Genomic DNA, 17,805 nt, shown 5'->3' with positions numbered 1-17,805 from the left:
TGATCAGTCCTCCCTGCCAGGCACGCTGCCCGGCGTGTCAGACCAACCCCTGAATCCACCGTTTATCGGACAGTCCCCTGAACGTACCTGGACGCCGGCCTCGGCCAGATATGCGGTGAGCTCTCCAGATGACAGCGGCGAATCGATGCGCACGAAGGCGTAAAACGCCCCTTCCGTGGGCTCGTATTGAACACCGGGAACGTCAGAGAGAAATTGTCTGACCAGGTCCCGACGCCGGCGGTAGCCCGTGATCTGAGTTTCATGCCAGTCCGGATCGGGGTTCAGTGCCGCCAGTGCAGCATCCTGGACGGCGGTGTTGATCGAGCCGGCGAATGTGCGGTGGATCAGCCCGATCGCGTCGATTAAATGCGGCGTGGCCACAACGTATCCCAGGCGCCAGCCTGTCATTGCGTAGGTTTTCGAGAAAGTGCGGACCACCACCACACGTTCAGCGACTTCCCGCAAGTGCAGGGCCGACCAGAATCCCGAGCTGCTGAGGATGATATCGGCGTACGCTTCATCGCAGACAAGGCGAAGCTGGGGGTAACGCTCGAGAACTTTTGCGACGGCTTCGAGCTCAGCGCGTGTGAAGACGGCACCTGTTGGGTTGCCAGGGTTGCACAGCACAAGCAGACGGGCGCGCGTCTGCTCGACAGCTGCCTCGATTGCGGGGACATCGAGGTGGCCGCTTGGCGTGAGCGGGACCCAGTGGTGTCGGGCACCGGCCATGGCGGTGTGATCGGTGTACAACGAATACGTAGGCTCTGGTAAGACGACTGTGTCTCCGGGATTCAGCAAGGCAAGGAAGGTAGCAGCCAGTCCAGCTGCCGCTCCGTGAGTGAGCAGGACCTGACCTTCGTCAACGTCTGTTCCGATGGTGTCCGTCAGGTTCCTGGCCAGGGCTCTGCGAAGCTCAGGGATACCGGCATCCGGGGAGTATCGGGTTCGGCCGGCACGCAGTGCTTCGATCGCAGCGTCGACAATGCGCGACGGTGTGTCCTCTCCGGGTTCGCCAACGGCGAGCGAGATGACTCCGGGCGACGCCTGCCCAAGGTTCTCTGGCCGGCGTGAGGCGGCTTCGATCCGTTGGACCAAGGCAGTGTGCGGTGGGCCGTTCAAGGTATCTCCTTTGAGCTAGGTGGTATGGGATGAATAGGGCTTGCCAGTGTCAGAAGGTGGTCGCGGGCCCCGAGTCGGCGGTAGAAGTCGATGGCGGCCTTGTTGGCAGTGACGACCGAGATTTTGAGGGTTTGGGCGCCAACTCCGCCGAGGTACTGTAGGGCTGAATTGAACAAGCGAGTGCCCACGCCATGTCCGCGAGAGTCTCCGCGCACGACCAGCGTTTCGAGTATTCCGATGCTGCCCCAATCCCAGGAGTTGCTGGCGGGGCCGAGGCGGACAAAACAGTAGCCGACGGGGCGGCCGTTGATTTGTGCCGTGAAGAGCCGGCCGGCAGCGCTCCGGAACCAGTCGACGTACTCAGCGCGACGCTTCGGCCAGGATTCCTCAACGGTAAGAGCGGCACCGGTGCGGGCCAGTTCGGGCGCGGTTTGATGATGATAGGCCAACAACTCCCCCCACAGCTCCCGCACCAGGTCGACGTCCCAGACAGAGAGCTCGACCACAGTGATGTCCTCTATTTCTGCAGTCACCGGGGCCTCGTCCCTGCGGGCTCGCCCGTCGAAATTGCTTCGGAGATCCCGGACCGAGGCCTGGTTGGCGCCGTCATCGAACCATGGCCAGGAACGACTGGGTCCTGGGGTGCCGTGGATTGGCGAGGACGCTCTCGGGAGGACCGACCTCTAGGATCGTGCCCCCGTCCATCATGATGACGACGTCGGCAACATCCCGTGCGAACGCTATCTCATGCGTCACAATCACCATGCTCATCCCGCTCTCGGCGAGTTCTCGGATGACGTGGAGCACTTCGCCGACAAGTTCGGGGTCAAGGGCTGAGGTGGGCTCATCGAACAACATGAGTTCCGGGTTCATCGCGAGGGCCCGGGCAATGGCAACCCGCTGCTGTTGTCCTCCAGACAGGGTGGCGGGGTAGGCTGCCTCTTTGGTTTCAAGCCCGACCCGGGCAAGCAGGAGTCTCGCCTCGTGCATTGCGTCGGACTTCTTCACCTTACGAACGTGGATGGAGCCGGCAGCGACGTTTTCCAGGGCGGTCATATGAGGGAAAAGATTGAAGCTCTGAAAAACCATGCCGATTCCGCAGCGGCTTCTGGCCGACTCCTTCGGGGACATTTCCATAAGCTTTCCATGGGCTTGTCGATAACCGACGACAGAGCCGTTAACCTCGATGCGACCACTGTCGATGCTTTCAAGGTGATTAATGGTCCGGAGAAGGGTCGACTTTCCTGACCCGGATGGGCCGATAATGCAAGCTATCGAGCCTCGTTCCAGGCTGAAGTTGACATCCTTCAGGACCTCCAAGGACGCATAGAATTTTCCGACATTGCGGATGTCGAGGATCGTGTCAGTCATTGTTCCTCCGAGCCCACCAGGATGGGCGTGCTTGCGATGCTGAGTGCGATATAAGAGCGGATCGGCCAAGTCGGCGCTCCACCCGTCCTTGGATGAAGGTGAAGACAGTGGTCAGGACGATGTACCAGAATGAGGCCACGAGGAGAAGCTCAATGATGGCAAAATTGCGCTGGTAGATCGTCTGGCTCGCGTAGAGAACTTCACCGTATTGGATAACGCTGGCCATGGCAGACGACTTCAGCATGATCACGAACTGATTTCCAGTCCCAGGGAGAGCCACTCTGAACGCTTGGGGAAGAATCACTACGCGCATCGCGACGAAAGGGCTCATGCCAAGGGCTTCGGCTGCCTGCCGCTGGCCGTGTCCGACAGCCAAGAGACCACCGCGGACGATTTCACTCATGTACGCACCCTCGTTCAGGCCCAGACCGACAAGAGCCGCGACGAAGGGTGTAATCAGGCTCGTGGTCAGGTAGGTGCCGAGCCCGGGGATCGTCATTGTGGGGAATACCAGCGCTAAGTTGTACCAGAGCAGGAGCTGGACGAGGACCGGTGTTCCTCGAAAGAGCCACGTGTATATTGACGACACTGTGCGCAGGACCGGGCTTTTGGACATGGATGCGATGGCGCTGGCCGTCCCCAGGATCAAGCCGATGATCATAGCCAGCACGCTCATAACCAGCGTATTTATTGCCCCCTGCAGAACAGTTCCATCGAAGAGGAATTCCAAGGTGACTGCGTAGTTGATCTTTGCGTTGGCGAACGCTATCAGCAGTCCGGCGGCCGCGGCCAGGAGTATGAGTGAGGTGACCGCCCGGCCATAATGGCGGCGTCGCACGACTGGCGGGTCCACTGCCGTATCCGCCTTGACGGGCGGCACACTCCTGCCTTCCCGGTTTTCCGTGTCTGAATTTGGGTGCATGGTGGTCATCGAACCCTCGCTCTCTTCCTTATGCCCCGTCATTGATTGTCGCTTTGCTGATTGCGGCCCCGCCGATACCCCACTTGTCGAGAATGGCTTTGTACTTCCCTGAATCCATCAGTTGCTGGATCGCCTTCTGGAGGACGGAGCGCATGTCGGTGCGATCCTTCGCTACGGTGATACCTGCCCGTGCCGGACCGATGATGGCGCCGGCGAGGTCGTAGTCGGGGCTTTGCTTGCCGAGGTAGGCGCAAACAGCGTAGGCCGTGACAACGGCCTCGGCGCGGCCCTGCTTGATCTGCAGGAGCGCAGCCGGCACGGATTCGAAGGTCAGGATAGAGATCGGTGATCTGCCTTTGCCGACGCAGTCGACGTCGCTGCCCTTCTTGGTGATGTCGACGTTGTTGCTACCCTCTTGTACGGCAACCGTCCCCCCGCAGAGATCGCCGAAGCTCCCGACGTGCTTGGGGTTCCCCTCTGCGACAAGGAGCCCGGCACCGGTTGTGGCGAAGTCAATAAGGTCGACCTGGGCCCGTTTTTCCGGCCGGTCGGTTGACCAGTCCCAATAGGCATCCACCCGGTGAGTCTGAACAGAGGGGACGGACTGGTCGAAGGCAACATTCTCCAAGTCGATATTAACTCCAAGGAGTGGCTGGACGGCCTGGGCCATGTCGGCATTGATTCCTTCGATCGTGTGGCCGTCCTTGCCCACGATGGCAAACGGCTCAGATGTCGCATCAGTTCCAAGCTTCAGGGTCCCGGCTGCTTGGACGCTGCTCGGGAGCTCACGGTAAAGCGGAGCCGTAGATCCTTGAGCACCTGGGCTTGCGGAGTCGCTTACTTTCTGCGCATTACAGGCTGTGACAGATGCAGCAACAACGGCAAGCGACACTGCTTGCACGATAAGGCGGGTGAAGCCCTTCATCTTTTCTCCTTCTTCATATTAAGAGGTTGTTCCCTATGCCGGGTCATTGATTGTCGCCTTGCTGATCGCAGCCCCTCCGACACCCCACTTGTCCATGATCCGGCCGTATTCCCCGGAGTCGATCAGGCGTTGGACAGCATCCCTCAAGACGTCGCGGATGTCCGTGCGGTCCTTGGCCACGACGATTCCTGCCCGGACGGGGTTGTTGATTGCCCCGGCGAGATCGTAGTCGGGACTTTGCTTACCGGTATAAGCGCACACGGCGTAGGCCGTGACAACGGCATCGGCACGGCCCTGTTTGATCTGCAACAGTGCGGCTGGGATAGAGTCGAACGTCAGGACCGTGACCGCAGGTTTCCCGTTGGGGATGCAAGTCTGTTCGCTAAGCCGTCGAAGATTTTGCACATGGTCCGCGCCCGCCTCCGCCGCGACCGTCTTGCCGCAGAGGTCCTCGTAAGCTGTGATGTTTTGAGGATTGCCCTTCCTGACCATGATCCCCGAGCCGGTGGTCGCGAAGTCGACAATGTCGACTTGCTGCCGCTTGACCGGAGTATCACTGGTCCACGTCCAGTAAGCGTCTACGCGATGCGAATTCACCGAGGGTACCGACTGGTCGAAGGCGATGTTCTGCAGGTCCACCGGCACACCGAGATATTGCTCGATGCCCCTGGCAAGGTCGGGGTCCACGCCGACGATGGTGCGCCCGTCATGGTCGATGATTGCGAACGGTTCGGCGCTTGCGGCAAGTCCGACTTTGAGCACGCCAGCTGCCTTGACACTGCTCGGAAGCTCGTTGAAGAGCGGCGCCGTAGATCCTTGAACACCGGGACCTGCAGAATCGCCTACTTTCTGCGCATTACAGGCTGTGAGCGACACTGTGATCAGTGCCACGGATACTGCCGAGATGACACACAATCTCTTCATCTAACACTCGCATTCTTGGACAACGCTGTCCGTTGTTGGGGTGGTGCCAAAGGGGTTGGCTGACTCGTGTGCCAGCCGAAGCTACGAACAAACGATGCTTCCGGAGCAAGCTCGTCTTCGGTCTGCCAGATGCCCTCGAAGTCGGCGGTTGAGGCTTTGACGACCGGGGACCAGTGCATTGGGGCAGACTCTTGGCGGAACAATGATGGGCCCACAGCCTAAAGCGACAGGCATGCTCAAAATCGCCACTTCGGCCGGCCCTCAGCCTCTTCAATCTCTCCACGGAACGGGCTCAGGTTGTCGATACCACTTAAACTCCGTGCTGGATTATCAACGACCAGCTGATCGATGACTTCTGCCGAAATGCCTCGTTCTTGAAGCAGGCCTAGGAAGTGACCGAACAGGAATGTGTACCCGTAATGGCCAGAGGCTCGTAGAAGGCTGCGTTTGCCAACGTCCTGCGAAAGTAGAATCCGGTCTGCGTAACCTGCTTCGAGGAGCGCGAGGAGGTAGCCTAGCTTGCGCTCTGTGTCCTGTTCACTGGTCCCTCGGATCGTATCGAGCTGGACCCAAACACCCGCCCTCGCCAAAGCTTCGCGATAGCCAGGTTCATGGACAGTGTCGCAGTGACCGACAATGATTCGTGCCGGGTCGACATTTTCCTCACGCAGGATCTCCACTTGCGCAATCCCGGTGGGGTAGGCGACCGAATGCAGGGAGATCGCGACTCCAGTTTGCAGCTGGGCCCGCGCCGCAGCCCGCAGAACTAGTTCTTCCCGGGGCGTGATTCTCCAGTCGTCGCTTCCGATCTCGCCGATGATTCCGGCCCTTATTCCTCCCCCGCCGGGGAAGCCCTCTGTCAGGTCCCGAACAAATGCTTCTGCCAGGGAGTCGATGCTTGCGTCCGCGAACAACACATCATCGAAGAACGAGTCCCGGTAGTGTCCGGTACCCAAGACGATATGCACGCCCGTGGCGTCCGATAGCGCCTTGATGGCACGGATGTTTGATGGCGTGCGTGACCCGAGCGGTAAGTAACCCTCGTCCGACGGCGAGCCATCGAGCAGGCCCGCTGGGTCTGGCGAGGCACCCACAGTCATCTCGGCCGGCGTTAAGTCGACGATAGTGCCTCCGCCTACATCGCGAAATGCCGCAAGCTCAGCCTCAAGGACCACGCGGTCAACAACCAACCCGTCAGTGGGGAACTCCTGAGTCCAGTTCACGTAGGTGTGTTCATGCATGAGCACCCGCCCTAGCCCGTCAGCTGCCACCGTTCCACGAGCGGTCTCGATCATAGGGCCCATGACGCCACCGGCAGATCGACAGTTGGGAAGGAACAGGCATGTTCCTTCAGGGCTGTGACAGATGCAGCAACAACGGTAACCGACACTGCTGGCATGATGAGCCGGGTGATGCTTTTCATCTTTCTCGTTCTTTCTATTCAGTCGTTGTACTTGCCGAGTGGTTAGAGGTCGCTCATGTTCGCCAGCCTTGCGCTGGGATACCAGCCGAGCAGGCGGACGGACCGCGCAGCACCAGCAAGCTCGTCCTGAAGCCGCCGGACGTCACGGAAGTCGGTCGCGGAAGCTTCGACAAGGACCCGGTATTCCCCCAAGTGAGCCCTAGTGGTGATGCAGTCAAAGCGGGACAGCGACAGACCGGACCGAACCAACGCCGCCTGGATCCCCGCGAGGTCGCGCGACTCCGGCTCAATCAGCACCGTGCACCGGTCTGGCTGTTGGAGCCGCTCTCGATCACGCCCCAGGAGCCAGAAACGAGTAATGTCTCCAGGCGGATCGGCGATTCCATCTGCGAGTACATCCAGCCCGGCTGCTTCGGCGGCACTGCGGTGGGCAATGGCCGCTCCGAAACCGTGAACCGTTGCAGTGACCATCTCCACGCCCGATGCTGTGGAGTTCGCGGGGACACGGGATGCCTGCGGGACGTGGCTGGATAGCCACTGGTCGCATTCAGCCAGCGCCTCCGGATGGCTGTACACCGCGGTGACTTGGTCAAGGCAGACACCAGGTCGCACCGCGAACGCCATGACGGCTTCGTAGACGACCTCTCCGGAAATCTCGACATCGCTTCCGAAAATCGACCTCAGATGCGGGCCGATCAGGCCGTTCAAGTTAGTTTCCACCGCCAACAGCCCGAAGTCGAGATCACCCCGGGCGACGGCCGCTACAAGATCTGCCGGGGTGGAGCGTGGCTCCCCCTCCGCATACCAGGCAGCAAGGAGCGGGGCTACGGCTTTTGAATGGAAGGACCCATTCGGTCCGAGATAGCCAATCTTCATCTGGGCCCCTTTCAGTCAAGGAAATTATGTGCTGCTAGTCACAATCGTGCGGTACATTGGACCGGTCTGTACAGGCCAATCTGACGCAATCAGGCCAGTCCAATCTTGGAGGGAGTCCGCTATGGCCGTTCGCTCGACAATGCCGTCGATAGCCGAGCTGTTTTTGGAACTTGAGGATTCCAATCGCCCGATGCGCTGGCGCCTCACCGTTGCGATACGATCAGCGATTGCAGACGGAAGGCTGTCCGTCGGGGCGCCGCTGCCGCCCAGCCGAACGTTGGCGTCGCAACTCGGCTGTTCGCGATGGGTCGTGGTCGAGGCATATGAAGAGTTGACGTCTGAAGGGCTGTTGGTATCGCGGCCGGGATCCGGTACCGTGGTCACCTCCTTGGCCATCACCACGCCCGAACGCAGAGCCCTTGAACTGCCACCAAGTGAACCCCGGATCACCTTCTCCGCCGCCTTCGCTGACCTTAGTGCCTTTCCGCGGGCGGAATGGGCCAAAGCAGCAGCACATGTGATGGCCAATGCATCTCCCCGCGACCTTGCATACCCCGTGCCCGACGGGGCACCTCAGTTCAGGACGGCCCTGGCCCAACGGCTTCGCAGAACCCGGGGAGTGCGCGCCGACCCGCCCGACGTGATCGCGTGCGGTGGGACCGTGCATGCAATCGGCCTACTCGCACGCGCCTTGCGACGCGAGGGGCACACCTCAATAGCCATAGAGGATCCGGGGTGGACGCGGCTTTGTCCTCCTTTGGAGGAGGCCGGACTCCGAATTGTCCCCATCTCCGTCGACGAGAAGGGAATCCGGGTAAAGGACCTTGCTGAGCGTAACGACGTCCGGGTTGTACTGACGACGCCGGCTCACCAGTTCCCGCTCGGCGTTGTCATGGCCCCGGAACGGCGGGCAGAACTGCTTCACTGGGCCCAAGCCCGCGATGGCTTGATCGTCGAAGATGACTATGACGGAGAGTTTCGGTACGACCGGCACCCGGTCGGTACGTTGCAGGCGTTGGACCCGGAGCACGTCGTGTACATCGGCTCCACAAGCAAAATTTTGAGCCCGGCACTGCGCCTCGGTTGGATGGTGGCGCCACAACGCATTGGCTTGGCAGTGTCACGAATAAGGGCATCCGTTGACCTTGGCGTGTCAGTCCTTGATCAGCTAGCCATGGCATTTCTTATGGATACCGGCCAACTTGACCGCCACCTGCGCCGAATTCGCCTCGATTACGGCCGAAAACAGCAACTTCTAAGTGACCTCGTCCAACACCATCTTCCCGGATCGACAGCAGACGGAATCGCCGCAGGCCTCCACGCAGTGCTTCAACTGCCCGATGGGGTGGACGAACACCATGTAGTAAGCCGGGCCGCGGAAAGAGGAGTCAAGGTTCTTGGCCTATCCCAGTACGGACACGGTTCCCGAAACCTGCCCCCAGCTCTTGTCCTCGGATACGCAGGCCTTACCGAGTCAGCGATGAGAGAAGGCGTCGCCATATTGGCTGAGGTGATCTCCACTGGCCCAAGCATTTGAGATTCCAAACAGCCCTTCCGACTGCCAATCGCAACTGCTGATCCGACGACAGCCGGGTCCAAGAGGCCTCACCCCTTGACTAATTAGACGAATAGCTGATCCCGCCACGGCCGACGGCTGGAGCCCGCTGGCCATTGCTTCCTGCAGGAACCCGGTCTCGGAGGCGTCCGGTGGCTAAGACGGGGCGGGAGTTTCGTTCCCGGCGCTAGCTGCGCCCGGCAGAGCTCTGCACCAACGCCTCGTCTTTCAACAGGACCGCTGGTTGACAACCGCTCCAATAGTCGCAGTGCGTAGCCGTGCTCGCATGAAATCCGCCGTTCTGCTACCACGCCTGCTTTTCTCTCGTCAGACCAAATGGGACGTCATGGCTCAGGGCCACAGTGCAGCGACCCGGCGCCTCATGAATGACCAGGATTCCGCGGAGGCCTTCTGTCATTGCCTTTCCCTGCATCAGCAATACAGCGTCGTTGAGCTCGTGTTCCAGCATGTCCTTGCTGGTTGCCGTGAGCGTTAGGGGTTGATCCTGTGTGTTTTCGTTCATCGTGCTTGCTTTCTTCTGGCTGTGATTGATTGTCTCCGGTCGATAATGACGGAGACCGTGGTTGAACCGCGGCGATCGGGTTTGCCGTGCGCGAATACGTCCCGGACTTGTTCGCGGGAAAGGTCACCGCACGGATGGGGCCGCCGGCTGCGGGTGCGCGGTCGATTCGCGGCCTCATCCACGCGCAAAGGGATTCTTCATTCTTGCCAGGGCACAACCACGCTGGCGGCCCCCGGCGGGAGCTGAAGCCGCTCGAGAGTGAACCAGGGGCGGGCTTCCTCGAACCACACGCTGACGTCATCGTCCTGGTGAATGGCCACCCGTCCACGGCCCCCATCGAGCCAGATCCAGAAGATTGACGCGTCCGGGGCAACGATGTCCACCATGCCGGTTGTGACGTTTTCGTTTTCTCGTTCAACGCAAACTCTGTCGTCTGGGTTCAGGAACACCCATTCGGCAGGCGTCAATGGCGGGCCGTGGGAATGCCGGCAGTGCCCTTTCACCACAATCTCATTGATGCGCGCCTGCTCCATCGAGACTGTCCTTCCTGCTGACGCGCAGTGCTCGGGGAGCATGGCAAGCTCTTCGACCAGTTGCACTGAGCGGAAAGGCCCCCGCTCCGGTGACGGGGTCAACGCACGATCACGTATAGCTTGCGGATTGTGGTGTGGACGTCCCATACCCCTTGCCAGCCCTCCGGGGTGATCAGTGTGTCACCGGCGCAGACCGTCACCGAATTTCCGGCGCTGTCCGTCAGCGTGGCCCTGCCGGTAAGAACCTGGCAGATCTCGGCATAGCCCTCACGGGAGGCAGTGAAACGGCCCGGGGAGCATTCCCAAAATCCCACCTCCGTCCCGGCGGCCTCCCATATCGATTTGCTCGTTTCGACCTGCCCGGCTGTCAAGGATGTCTCCTTCAACGCCGTCCGTCCAAGTTGAATGGTGGCAGGTTTGGCCACCACGACTGTTCCTACAGTGTCCCTCATTCTTCTGCTTACCTTCCTGAGATGAGGCCTGCGATGCTCGCAAGCGCTGACGTTCCTGGTCGACCAGAGCGGCATTCATTGCGGTCGGCCGCCCGGTATGCCCCGTAAATTGTCTGGACGGCCAGCCACCGAAGGGGTTCAAACTCCCAGTTGCGGGCCTGATGGTTCGTCCAGGGCAAACGTGTCAGATCAGTGTCGCGTCGGAGAATAAGATCGGTCAGGGTGCGTCCGGCCAGGTTGGTCGTCGTGACACCGGTACCGACGTAGCCGCCTGCCGATCCCAGCCCGGTCCGCGTGTCGTACTGCACGCTGGCTGACCAGTCCCGAGGGACACCGAGCACGCCCGACCACGCGTGATCGACCTGGACGTCGTGTGCGGCGGGGAAGAACCGCACGAGCAGATTCCGGAGGCTTTGGATGGTGGCCTGGTCGGTTCTGCCGTCCTGGTCGACCCGGGACCCGTAGCGGTACGGGACGCCGCGGCCGCCGAACGCGATGCGGTCATCCTCCGTCCGCTGCGCATACATGTAGACATGTGCGAAGTCGCTGAGGGCTTCATATCCGGACCAGCCGATCTCCTCCCAGAACTCCTTCGGGAGGGGTTCGGTGATGATCATTGAGGAGTTCATGGGCAACCACGTCCGGTGCTCTCCCTCAAGATCAGCGGTGAACCCTTCCGTCGCCCGGATGACGTGGTCCGCATGTACCGTCCCGTGTTCCGTCTCCGCCCTACCGGGCAGGATGTATTTGACGCGGGTGCCCTCGTAAATGGGCACGCCGGAAGCTTCCACCGCCGCCGCCAGACCAACGGCAAGCTTCGCCGGGTGGACGCGGGCACAGTGCGGATGCCAGATACCTGCAAGGGTGCCTCTGACACCCACCCGGGCCGCCGATTCTTCTGCGGACAGCAGGACGACGTCCGTTCCGGGCCATTCGCGCTGCGTGGTGAACGAAGCGTTGAGCCGCTGCGCCTGCGCGGGGGTGTACGCAACGTTGAGCTCGCCCCCCTTTCGGATGTCGGCGTTGATGTTCTCTTCCGACGCGACCCGGATCACCTCGTCCACAGACCGGTTCATGGCGTGCTGCTGATTGACGGCCGCCTGCCGGCCGTGAGTACCGACGTACTGGTCCAGCCCTCCGGTCACGGAGTTCGTTAGCCAGCCGCCATTTCGGCCGGAGGCTCCGTAGCCTGCGAAGCGGGACTCAAGGACCGCGATCCGGATGTCGGGGACGGCCTTCTTCAAGTAGTACGCAGTCCACAACCCCGTGTAGCCTGCCCCCACGATCGCGACGTCCACCTGGGTGTCCCCGGGCAGGGAGGGTCTGGGCGCGTGCAGACCGACTTGGTCCCACCAAAAAGACACGTCCCCGTTGCGCATCATTTCGCGGCTCCGGAAATCAACGTTCCGCCCAGGAAAGTGGACAACACCTTGACGTGTTCGACATCCGAGGAGTCAACACTCAAGGGGTCCCGGTCCACTACAACAAAATCCGCTAACTTACCCACTTCTACGGTTCCTTTCTCATGGTGTTCGTCCACTCCTTTGGCGGCCCACTCCCCGAACATGCGCAGTCCTTCGAGAGCTGAAATCCGGTGAGGTGAAGGCTTCGCGCCCGCCGTTCGGCTGGCCGCCAGACTGACGTTCCGGAGCGGGCTGATTCCATCTGGAACGGTTCCGGTTGCATCACTTGCTCCGATGACCTCAAACCCTGCGTCGATCAGCTGGCGAAGGGGCTGGAATCCCTGCTGATGTCCTTCGTCCGATACAGCGAAATGCGGTGTAGCCACAAGTCGTACCGGGGTAGCCGCAACGAGTGGAATGTCTTCGGGGTCGGTGAAGTCGGCACCGTGCTCAATCCGGTGCCGCATATTCATACGCCGTCGTGAAGCAATGGAGTTGATCACCTCACATACGAGCCGAATGGCGTGCGGGGTTACTGCGTGCATGAGCAGCTGGACGCCTGAACGATCCGCGGCATCCACGAACTGTTCAAGTTCCGCCCGGTCCCATTTCGTATCGTCTCTATGTTCCCCATAGGCCGTCGCCCCTTCCCCGTCGATGAAGGTCTTGGCGCCGCCGAATCGCAACATGTCGTCTCCGAAGCCGGATTCCGGCCCCCACGCCAGGACTTCTTCCAGGCTCGCAGTTCGCGGGACGTGAACGAAGAACCGCACACGGAACGGCAGCTCATTCGCCTTCGCCAGGCGGTGCAACGCCCGAACATCATCCGCGGAAGTCGAAATAGTGCTGAGGCTCGTGGTGCCAACAGCTGAGAACGTAGGGCGGGCGTGCGCCCTCAACGCAGACATGACCTCGGCCGATGAGTGCGTGGGCAGGCGGTCCCAGACTTCCGTGAACACGCCTGTCGGCCCTGATCTATCGACGTCTACATCCATCCAGGACGGTAGGGACCGCAGGTCATCGAGCCCCAGCGCAGTGATTGCAGCCGTGTTGAGGCAAGCTACATGCAGGCCGGCCATCACCACCATGGGTTCGCGTGGGCTGATCCAGTCAAGCTCGTCCTTGTGGGGCAGCCGGCCTTCCACGACTTTGTGCTGTAGCCCGAAGGAGCTCCGTGCGATGATCCATCCCCGTGGCTGGGACTGCCTGGCCTGCGCCAGATGCTCCAGAATCTCCGTCAAACTGCGGTGGGGGGGTGAATGCACGGAAACGTGATGCTCCAGACCCGCGAGAGTCAGCTCGAGGTGGCAGTGCCCGTCTACGAACCCCGGTAGAAGTACAGACCCAACCAAATCAACCACGGAATCAGCCCGTGCCGCATCAATGCTTCCAGCAGGTCCAATCTGTTCAATACGCGGCCCACACACGAGCACGTCGCTCGGAACCAGGGTCTGCCTACCTCCGAGGAGAGCATTTGCTCCAGTGAAAAGCTTGCGTTCCTGGCCCATCACGTTCCGCTGTTGGCGGGCACGACGACGCCGTTCGCTGGGTCCCAGCCAACGCATATGTGTTCACCCTCTGTGAGCGCGCCTTGACCGGCCGCTTCATGGAGGCGCCCGCGCGTGCCATCCGGCAGTTGAATCAGAATGCGACGGAAACTGCCGAAGTACGACACGTCGGATACCACCGCCGGCAAGACGTTGTGCCCGGACGGTTGTTGCCCCGCGGGGATCACGGTGAGGTGCTCCGGCCTGACAATCAAGGCTGCCTCGCCGGACACGTCCGAGGACGGAACGCGCAAAACGCGATTGCCGTAGGCGACCTCGGTGCCGGAACTCTTTCCGTGGAAGACGTTCGATTCCCCGAGGAAACGCGCGGCGAACAGCGTCCGCGGACGCTCATACAGCTCAGAGGGTGTACCGATCTGCTCGATGCAGCCTTTGTTGAACAGCACGATTCGGTCACTCAGCCCCATCGCTTCGCCCTGGTCGTGGGTGACGAAGAGGAACGTGGTACCGACTTCACGATGGATGCGGCCAATCTCGACCTGCATCTCATCCCTTAGCGCCTTGTCGAGTGCGCTGAGTGGCTCGTCCATAAGCAGCACCGGGGGGCGATAGACCAGAGCACGCGCCAGGGCTACGCGTTGTTGCTGGCCGCCGGAGCACTGCCTCGGCAGTCGGTCTTCGTACCCCTTGAGGTGAACGAGGGCGATGGCTTCATTGATGCGGTCTGTGCTCTCTGACTTCGATAGGCCACGGCCATGCAAGCCGAACGCGACATTGTCGCGGACAGACATGTGCGGAAACAGGGCGTAGTTCTGGAACACGACTCCCAGGTTGCGGCGGCCCGGGGACAGCGCCGTCACGTCCCTGCCGCCGATCCAGATTCGACCCGAGGTCGGCTTCGCAAAGCCGGCTATGAGATTCAGCGTGGTGGTCTTCCCGCTCCCGGAGGGTCCGAGGAAGGTCACGAACTCACCGGGCGCGACATCGATCGAGGCATTCTCGATCCCGACGGCGCCCGTGCGGAAGCGTTTGGTGATGGCGTCGAGTCGAACGCCGGAGGTGTTTGTGCTCATTGCATTGCCTTCTTTTGTCGCCGGTCGCCTTTCCGGGCGAGCATGGGCAGCAGAACAACCACCGTTGTCACTGCCAGGATGATGGTGGAGACTGACGCGATGGTCGGATTCACTTCGTTGGTCATGCTGACGAACATTTCGATCGGCAGTGTCCGAACTTGCGGGGACTGCAGGAAGCTTGCCGCGACCACTTCATCGAATGAGGTGACGAATGCGAACAGGGCTCCTGAGGTCACCCCACGGGAGATGTCGGGAAGGACGACGCGGAAAAATGTCCTCAGCGGTCCGGCGCCCAGGCTTGTGGCTGCCCGCTCCAAGGCGGGATCGACACCGGCAAGGCTGGAGAGCACCGTAATGACAACGAATGGCATTGCCAGAACGGTGTGGGCCAGCAGGAAGCCCTGCAGGTTGCCCGTCAAGTGCCAACGAAGGTAGGTGGCGTAGATGGCTACACCGCTGACGATTCCGGGCACGATCATGGGGGCCATGAGCGCCCCGGTGATGATCGTTGCGGCCCGTCCCCGGATCCGTCGTATCCCAAGGGCGGCAGTGGTACCGAGAATCGTTGACATGACGGTCACCAGGACACCAATCAGAACCGAGGTCCCGATGGAATTGATCCACCGTGGATTCTCGAAAATGTTTGCGTACCAATGAAGGTCAAACCCCTTTGGTGGGAACGCGAAGCTCTCTTGCGATGCGAACGAGACCGGAATCACTACGAGCAAGGGGGCAATCAGGATCGCACCGACCAGAACGGCCCACAGGCGCAGGCCCCAGCCGGATTTGTTTTCCTCATTCATTGCTGTCCCCTCCTTCAGAGGGCATGATGCCTCTCGTTGCTCTGCGAGCGATGGCAAGGAGCAGTCCTGTGATGACCAGTAGGACCAAGGAGAGAGCGCCGGCTCCGGCGAAGTCCAGCAGCCTGCCCACCTTGGTCTCGATGAATTGGCCGATGAGTGACTGCTGGGGTGAGCCGATCAGCCGGGGAGTGACCCAGAACCCCAAGGCGAGGATGAATACCAGTACCGATCCGGCGGTTACGCCTGGTAATGAAAGGGGAAGAAACACCTTGATGAACGCCCGTTGGCGCGACGCTCCCATCGAATAGGCCGCGCTGAGCAGATTCCGGTCAAGTTGGGTCATGTTGTTGTAGAGCGGCAGGACCATAAAGGGAAGGAGAACCTGTGCCATCGCGATCGTGACGCCGACCTGGGAGCCGAGCAGGGGTATTCCGCCCAGGCCGATTGATCTGAGGAGGTTCGCGATAGGCCCGTTGGGCTGCAGGAGCACGATCCAGGAAAAGGTCCGGGCCATGAGACTCGACCAGAACGGGAGCAAGACAAGAAACAGCAGGATTGATCTGGCCTTTGGCTTGGCAATGCTCATGAGGTAGGCGTATGGGTAAGACAGAACCAGGGTCACGGCGGTGACCAGCAGGGCAACGATCATGGTCCGGACGAGGATGGTGATCGAGGTTGGGTCACTGAACAAACGCGCGTATTGTCCGAAGCCTGGTTGAGGCTCCAGGAAACTCCGGGCACAGAGAACAACGAGCGGGACCAGAAAGAACACCACGACGACGGCCACCGCCGGTACTGCAAGCAGGGATCCGTGCAGCTTGGTTCCGGGCCTCGCCAACGTGCTAGTCATCATGTGCTCCATCGCTCCAAACAACGCGTCCACCGACGACGGTCAGATCGGACTCCAACCCGCGTAGCTCCCTCGGTGTCATGTGCCGCGGGTCCTGCCGATAGACAGCGCAGTCACCGCGGCCGCCGACGCGCAGTACCCCGATCTGACCTTCAAGACCGCCTGCATAGGCCGCGAACTCCGTGTAGGTGCGGATCGCGGTTCCCACGTCCACGGATTCACCAGCGTCGATCACCAGCCCGTCGCGGTTCTGCCGGTCGAGCATTGCCGCCACACCGAACCACGGGTTGGTGGCAAATGGTTGGGTCCCTCCGGTGTCGGAGTTCCCCGGTGGCATCAGACCGGCCTGTACCAGTGATCGGTAGGCGTAAACCCCGGCGCCGTCGTCTGCATGGATGAAGCCGGCAGTGGGCACAGGGATGACGCTCAAATCGCGAAGACGGGTGATCATGGCCTCGTCGATCCACTGGTTCGCAACGTGCTCCAGCCGGGTCCGCCGGTCGCGTGGTTCGGACACCCGCCCCGCTTCGTCGATGGCGTCCAGGGCCACCATTTGTGCCAGGTCTCCGATCGCGTGAATCCAGACTTGAAGGCCGGCCCTGTCCGCAATGACGAGCTCTTCGACCAAGTCTGCGTAGTGCCTGGTCACGGCACCCCATTTGCTGGGGCTCAAGGCGAGATGCCGGGAATCGAAGGACGACGAGTCATCGCCATCGACGAAGAGTTTGACGCCGTTGAGCCACAGGTGGTCATTCCCGAAGCCGCTCCCGATCCCGATGCCCGCAAGCTGGCTGACGGATGACAGGATGGGGTTCAATCCGGGCGCAACCGTGAGCGTCAGGCTGAGGCGAACGGGGAGGCGGCCGTCGGCGTTGAGCCGTTGGTAGGCACTGACTCCCTCGGCGGTGGCCGGTAACTCGTAGACGGTGGTGACGCCGTGCCTGGCGAATGACGTCGTCAGTTCGAGTTCGAGAATGTGTTGAAGTCGTTCCGGTGAGGTCGCCGGCACCGGGAACAGGTGGAACCCTTCGTCAACCCGTCCGGTAGGAACTCCGTCGTCTGAAAGTTCGACCAGGGTGCCGCGCGGTGATGTGTACCCGCGTACGATTCCGGCCCGCTCGAGAGCGGCCGAGTTGGCGCTGAGCCGGTGCATACTCTCCCGAACAAGGATGGGCACGGTGCCTGAAACGGCATCAAGTTCAGAACGGTTCGGAAGATCTTGCCCGAATGTCCCCTGCGCGATCAGCCAGCCATCAACGGTTTTCCCGAGGTTCTGCTGCAGACGCTCGAGCGTGTCCTGCCGATGCAATCCCCGGACGTCGAGCCATTCACGGCTCAAGGCACAGAATTCGACGTGCGTGTGAGAATCGATAAGTCCCGGCAGGATCGTTGCGCCGTCGACATCGACGACACGGATGCCCGGCAGGGTCTTGGTCTTTGCGAGCACTTCGGCGGTGGTGCCGAGGACTGTGACGATTCCGTCCTCTATCAGGATGCTCTCGCTCCGGGATCCATGCTCGTTGAGCGTGCTCACGGATCCATTAA

18 protein-coding genes are annotated in these 17,805 nt (G+C 61.1%); 1 reads left to right on the top strand and 17 read right to left on the bottom strand.

Annotated elements, in window-relative coordinates; translation table 11 throughout:
- Positions 1-3 precede the first annotated feature (3 nt).
- The 8 genes from AC3WJM_RS08830 to AC3WJM_RS08795 form a co-directional block, all read right to left on the bottom strand.
- Entirely contained in the window at positions 4-1,119 is a 1,116-nt protein-coding gene (locus AC3WJM_RS08830; RefSeq protein ID WP_492271670.1) for a pyridoxal phosphate-dependent aminotransferase, read from the bottom strand.
- Positions 1,116-1,652: a GNAT family N-acetyltransferase gene (locus tag AC3WJM_RS08825; RefSeq protein ID WP_492271669.1), complete on the bottom strand. Its 537-nt coding sequence runs from the start codon at positions 1,650-1,652 to the stop codon at positions 1,116-1,118. Before AC3WJM_RS08825 ends, AC3WJM_RS08830 begins: the two co-directional genes overlap by 4 nt.
- A 73-nt stretch (positions 1,653-1,725) precedes the next feature.
- Complete coding sequence (locus tag AC3WJM_RS08820; RefSeq protein WP_492271668.1) at positions 1,726-2,490, bottom strand: amino acid ABC transporter ATP-binding protein; 765 nt, start codon at positions 2,488-2,490, stop codon at positions 1,726-1,728.
- A complete protein-coding gene (locus AC3WJM_RS08815) occupies positions 2,483-3,343 on the bottom strand; it encodes an amino acid ABC transporter permease (protein WP_492259966.1) in 861 nt (286 codons plus the stop codon). Before AC3WJM_RS08815 ends, AC3WJM_RS08820 begins: the two co-directional genes overlap by 8 nt.
- A gap of 97 nt (positions 3,344-3,440) precedes the next feature.
- Positions 3,441-4,337: an ABC transporter substrate-binding protein gene (locus AC3WJM_RS08810; RefSeq protein ID WP_492271667.1), complete on the bottom strand. Its 897-nt coding sequence runs from the start codon at positions 4,335-4,337 to the stop codon at positions 3,441-3,443.
- Between the two features lie 33 nt (positions 4,338-4,370).
- Positions 4,371-5,261, bottom strand: coding sequence for an ABC transporter substrate-binding protein (locus AC3WJM_RS08805; protein ID WP_492259964.1), 891 nt, complete (start codon positions 5,259-5,261; stop codon positions 4,371-4,373).
- 236 nt (positions 5,262-5,497) lie between these two features.
- Positions 5,498-6,502 carry a phosphotriesterase family protein gene (locus tag AC3WJM_RS08800; RefSeq protein WP_492259963.1) on the bottom strand — a complete coding sequence of 335 codons (1,005 nt, stop codon included), beginning with the start codon at positions 6,500-6,502 and terminating at the stop codon, positions 5,498-5,500.
- A gap of 224 nt (positions 6,503-6,726) precedes the next feature.
- Complete coding sequence (locus tag AC3WJM_RS08795; RefSeq protein ID WP_492271666.1) at positions 6,727-7,560, bottom strand: prephenate dehydratase; 834 nt, start codon at positions 7,558-7,560, stop codon at positions 6,727-6,729.
- 121 nt (positions 7,561-7,681) lie between these two features.
- On the opposite strand from AC3WJM_RS08795, the gene pdxR reads away from it, so the two are divergent.
- Complete coding sequence (gene pdxR / locus AC3WJM_RS08790) at positions 7,682-9,097, top strand: MocR-like pyridoxine biosynthesis transcription factor PdxR (protein WP_492271665.1); 1,416 nt, start codon at positions 7,682-7,684, stop codon at positions 9,095-9,097.
- 322 nt (positions 9,098-9,419) lie between these two features.
- Here the strand turns inward: pdxR and AC3WJM_RS08785 are convergent, their stop codons facing one another.
- The 9 genes from AC3WJM_RS08785 to AC3WJM_RS08745 all read right to left on the bottom strand — a co-directional run bounded on the left by AC3WJM_RS08785 (position 9,420) and on the right by AC3WJM_RS08745 (position 17,794).
- Entirely contained in the window at positions 9,420-9,638 is a 219-nt protein-coding gene (locus AC3WJM_RS08785) for a hypothetical protein (protein ID WP_492271664.1), read from the bottom strand.
- A 197-nt stretch (positions 9,639-9,835) separates the two neighbouring features.
- Positions 9,836-10,171: a hypothetical protein gene (locus AC3WJM_RS08780; RefSeq protein ID WP_492271663.1), complete on the bottom strand. Its 336-nt coding sequence runs from the start codon at positions 10,169-10,171 to the stop codon at positions 9,836-9,838.
- Between the two features lie 98 nt (positions 10,172-10,269).
- On the bottom strand, positions 10,270-10,623 hold the full coding sequence (locus tag AC3WJM_RS08775; RefSeq protein ID WP_492271662.1) for a cupin domain-containing protein: 354 nt from the start codon (positions 10,621-10,623) through the stop codon (positions 10,270-10,272).
- A gap of 8 nt (positions 10,624-10,631) precedes the next feature.
- Positions 10,632-12,002: an NAD(P)/FAD-dependent oxidoreductase gene (locus tag AC3WJM_RS08770; protein ID WP_492271674.1), complete on the bottom strand. Its 1,371-nt coding sequence runs from the start codon at positions 12,000-12,002 to the stop codon at positions 10,632-10,634.
- The gene (locus tag AC3WJM_RS08765) at positions 12,002-13,534 is read right to left on the bottom strand and encodes an amidohydrolase (RefSeq protein WP_492271673.1); all 1,533 of its coding nucleotides are present in this window, start codon (positions 13,532-13,534) and stop codon (positions 12,002-12,004) included. Before AC3WJM_RS08765 ends, AC3WJM_RS08770 begins: the two co-directional genes overlap by 1 nt.
- Entirely contained in the window at positions 13,534-14,607 is a 1,074-nt protein-coding gene (locus tag AC3WJM_RS08760; protein ID WP_492271661.1) for an ABC transporter ATP-binding protein, read from the bottom strand. The genes AC3WJM_RS08765 and AC3WJM_RS08760 overlap by 1 nt, the downstream gene beginning before the upstream one ends.
- Complete coding sequence (locus AC3WJM_RS08755; protein WP_492271660.1) at positions 14,604-15,410, bottom strand: ABC transporter permease; 807 nt, start codon at positions 15,408-15,410, stop codon at positions 14,604-14,606. Before AC3WJM_RS08755 ends, AC3WJM_RS08760 begins: the two co-directional genes overlap by 4 nt.
- Positions 15,403-16,260, bottom strand: a complete 858-nt coding sequence (locus AC3WJM_RS08750; protein WP_492271659.1) for an ABC transporter permease — start codon at positions 16,258-16,260, stop codon at positions 15,403-15,405. Before AC3WJM_RS08750 ends, AC3WJM_RS08755 begins: the two co-directional genes overlap by 8 nt.
- Positions 16,253-17,794, bottom strand: coding sequence for an amidohydrolase (locus AC3WJM_RS08745; protein WP_492271658.1), 1,542 nt, complete (start codon positions 17,792-17,794; stop codon positions 16,253-16,255). Before AC3WJM_RS08745 ends, AC3WJM_RS08750 begins: the two co-directional genes overlap by 8 nt.
- Positions 17,795-17,805: the final 11 nt, after the last annotated feature.

Source organism: Arthrobacter sp. FW306-1B-G06A (assembly GCF_058781765.1).
The sequence above is the reverse complement of the archived record's forward strand: the minus strand, read 5'-3'. Positions and strand labels throughout refer to the sequence as shown.

What these genes read in the sequence shown, in the direction of transcription:
- AC3WJM_RS08820 (WP_492271668.1), bottom strand. Translation starts at nt 2,490, where the DNA reads ATGACTGACACGATCCTCGACATCCGCAATGTCGGAAAATTCTATGCG.
- AC3WJM_RS08810 (WP_492271667.1), bottom strand. Translation starts at nt 4,337, where the DNA reads ATGAAGGGCTTCACCCGCCTTATCGTGCAAGCAGTGTCGCTTGCCGTT.
- AC3WJM_RS08805 (WP_492259964.1), bottom strand. Translation starts at nt 5,261, where the DNA reads ATGAAGAGATTGTGTGTCATCTCGGCAGTATCCGTGGCACTGATCACA.
- AC3WJM_RS08800 (WP_492259963.1), bottom strand. Translation starts at nt 6,502, where the DNA reads ATGCATGAACACACCTACGTGAACTGGACTCAGGAGTTCCCCACTGAC.
- AC3WJM_RS08795 (WP_492271666.1), bottom strand. Translation starts at nt 7,560, where the DNA reads ATGAAGATTGGCTATCTCGGACCGAATGGGTCCTTCCATTCAAAAGCC.
- pdxR (WP_492271665.1), top strand. Translation starts at nt 7,682, where the DNA reads ATGGCCGTTCGCTCGACAATGCCGTCGATAGCCGAGCTGTTTTTGGAA.
- AC3WJM_RS08785 (WP_492271664.1), bottom strand. Translation starts at nt 9,638, where the DNA reads ATGAACGAAAACACACAGGATCAACCCCTAACGCTCACGGCAACCAGC.
- AC3WJM_RS08780 (WP_492271663.1), bottom strand. Translation starts at nt 10,171, where the DNA reads ATGGAGCAGGCGCGCATCAATGAGATTGTGGTGAAAGGGCACTGCCGG.
- AC3WJM_RS08775 (WP_492271662.1), bottom strand. Translation starts at nt 10,623, where the DNA reads ATGAGGGACACTGTAGGAACAGTCGTGGTGGCCAAACCTGCCACCATT.
- AC3WJM_RS08770 (WP_492271674.1), bottom strand. Translation starts at nt 12,002, where the DNA reads ATGCGCAACGGGGACGTGTCTTTTTGGTGGGACCAAGTCGGTCTGCAC.
- AC3WJM_RS08765 (WP_492271673.1), bottom strand. Translation starts at nt 13,534, where the DNA reads ATGGGCCAGGAACGCAAGCTTTTCACTGGAGCAAATGCTCTCCTCGGA.
- AC3WJM_RS08760 (WP_492271661.1), bottom strand. Translation starts at nt 14,607, where the DNA reads ATGAGCACAAACACCTCCGGCGTTCGACTCGACGCCATCACCAAACGC.
- AC3WJM_RS08755 (WP_492271660.1), bottom strand. Translation starts at nt 15,410, where the DNA reads ATGAATGAGGAAAACAAATCCGGCTGGGGCCTGCGCCTGTGGGCCGTT.
- AC3WJM_RS08750 (WP_492271659.1), bottom strand. Translation starts at nt 16,260, where the DNA reads ATGACTAGCACGTTGGCGAGGCCCGGAACCAAGCTGCACGGATCCCTG.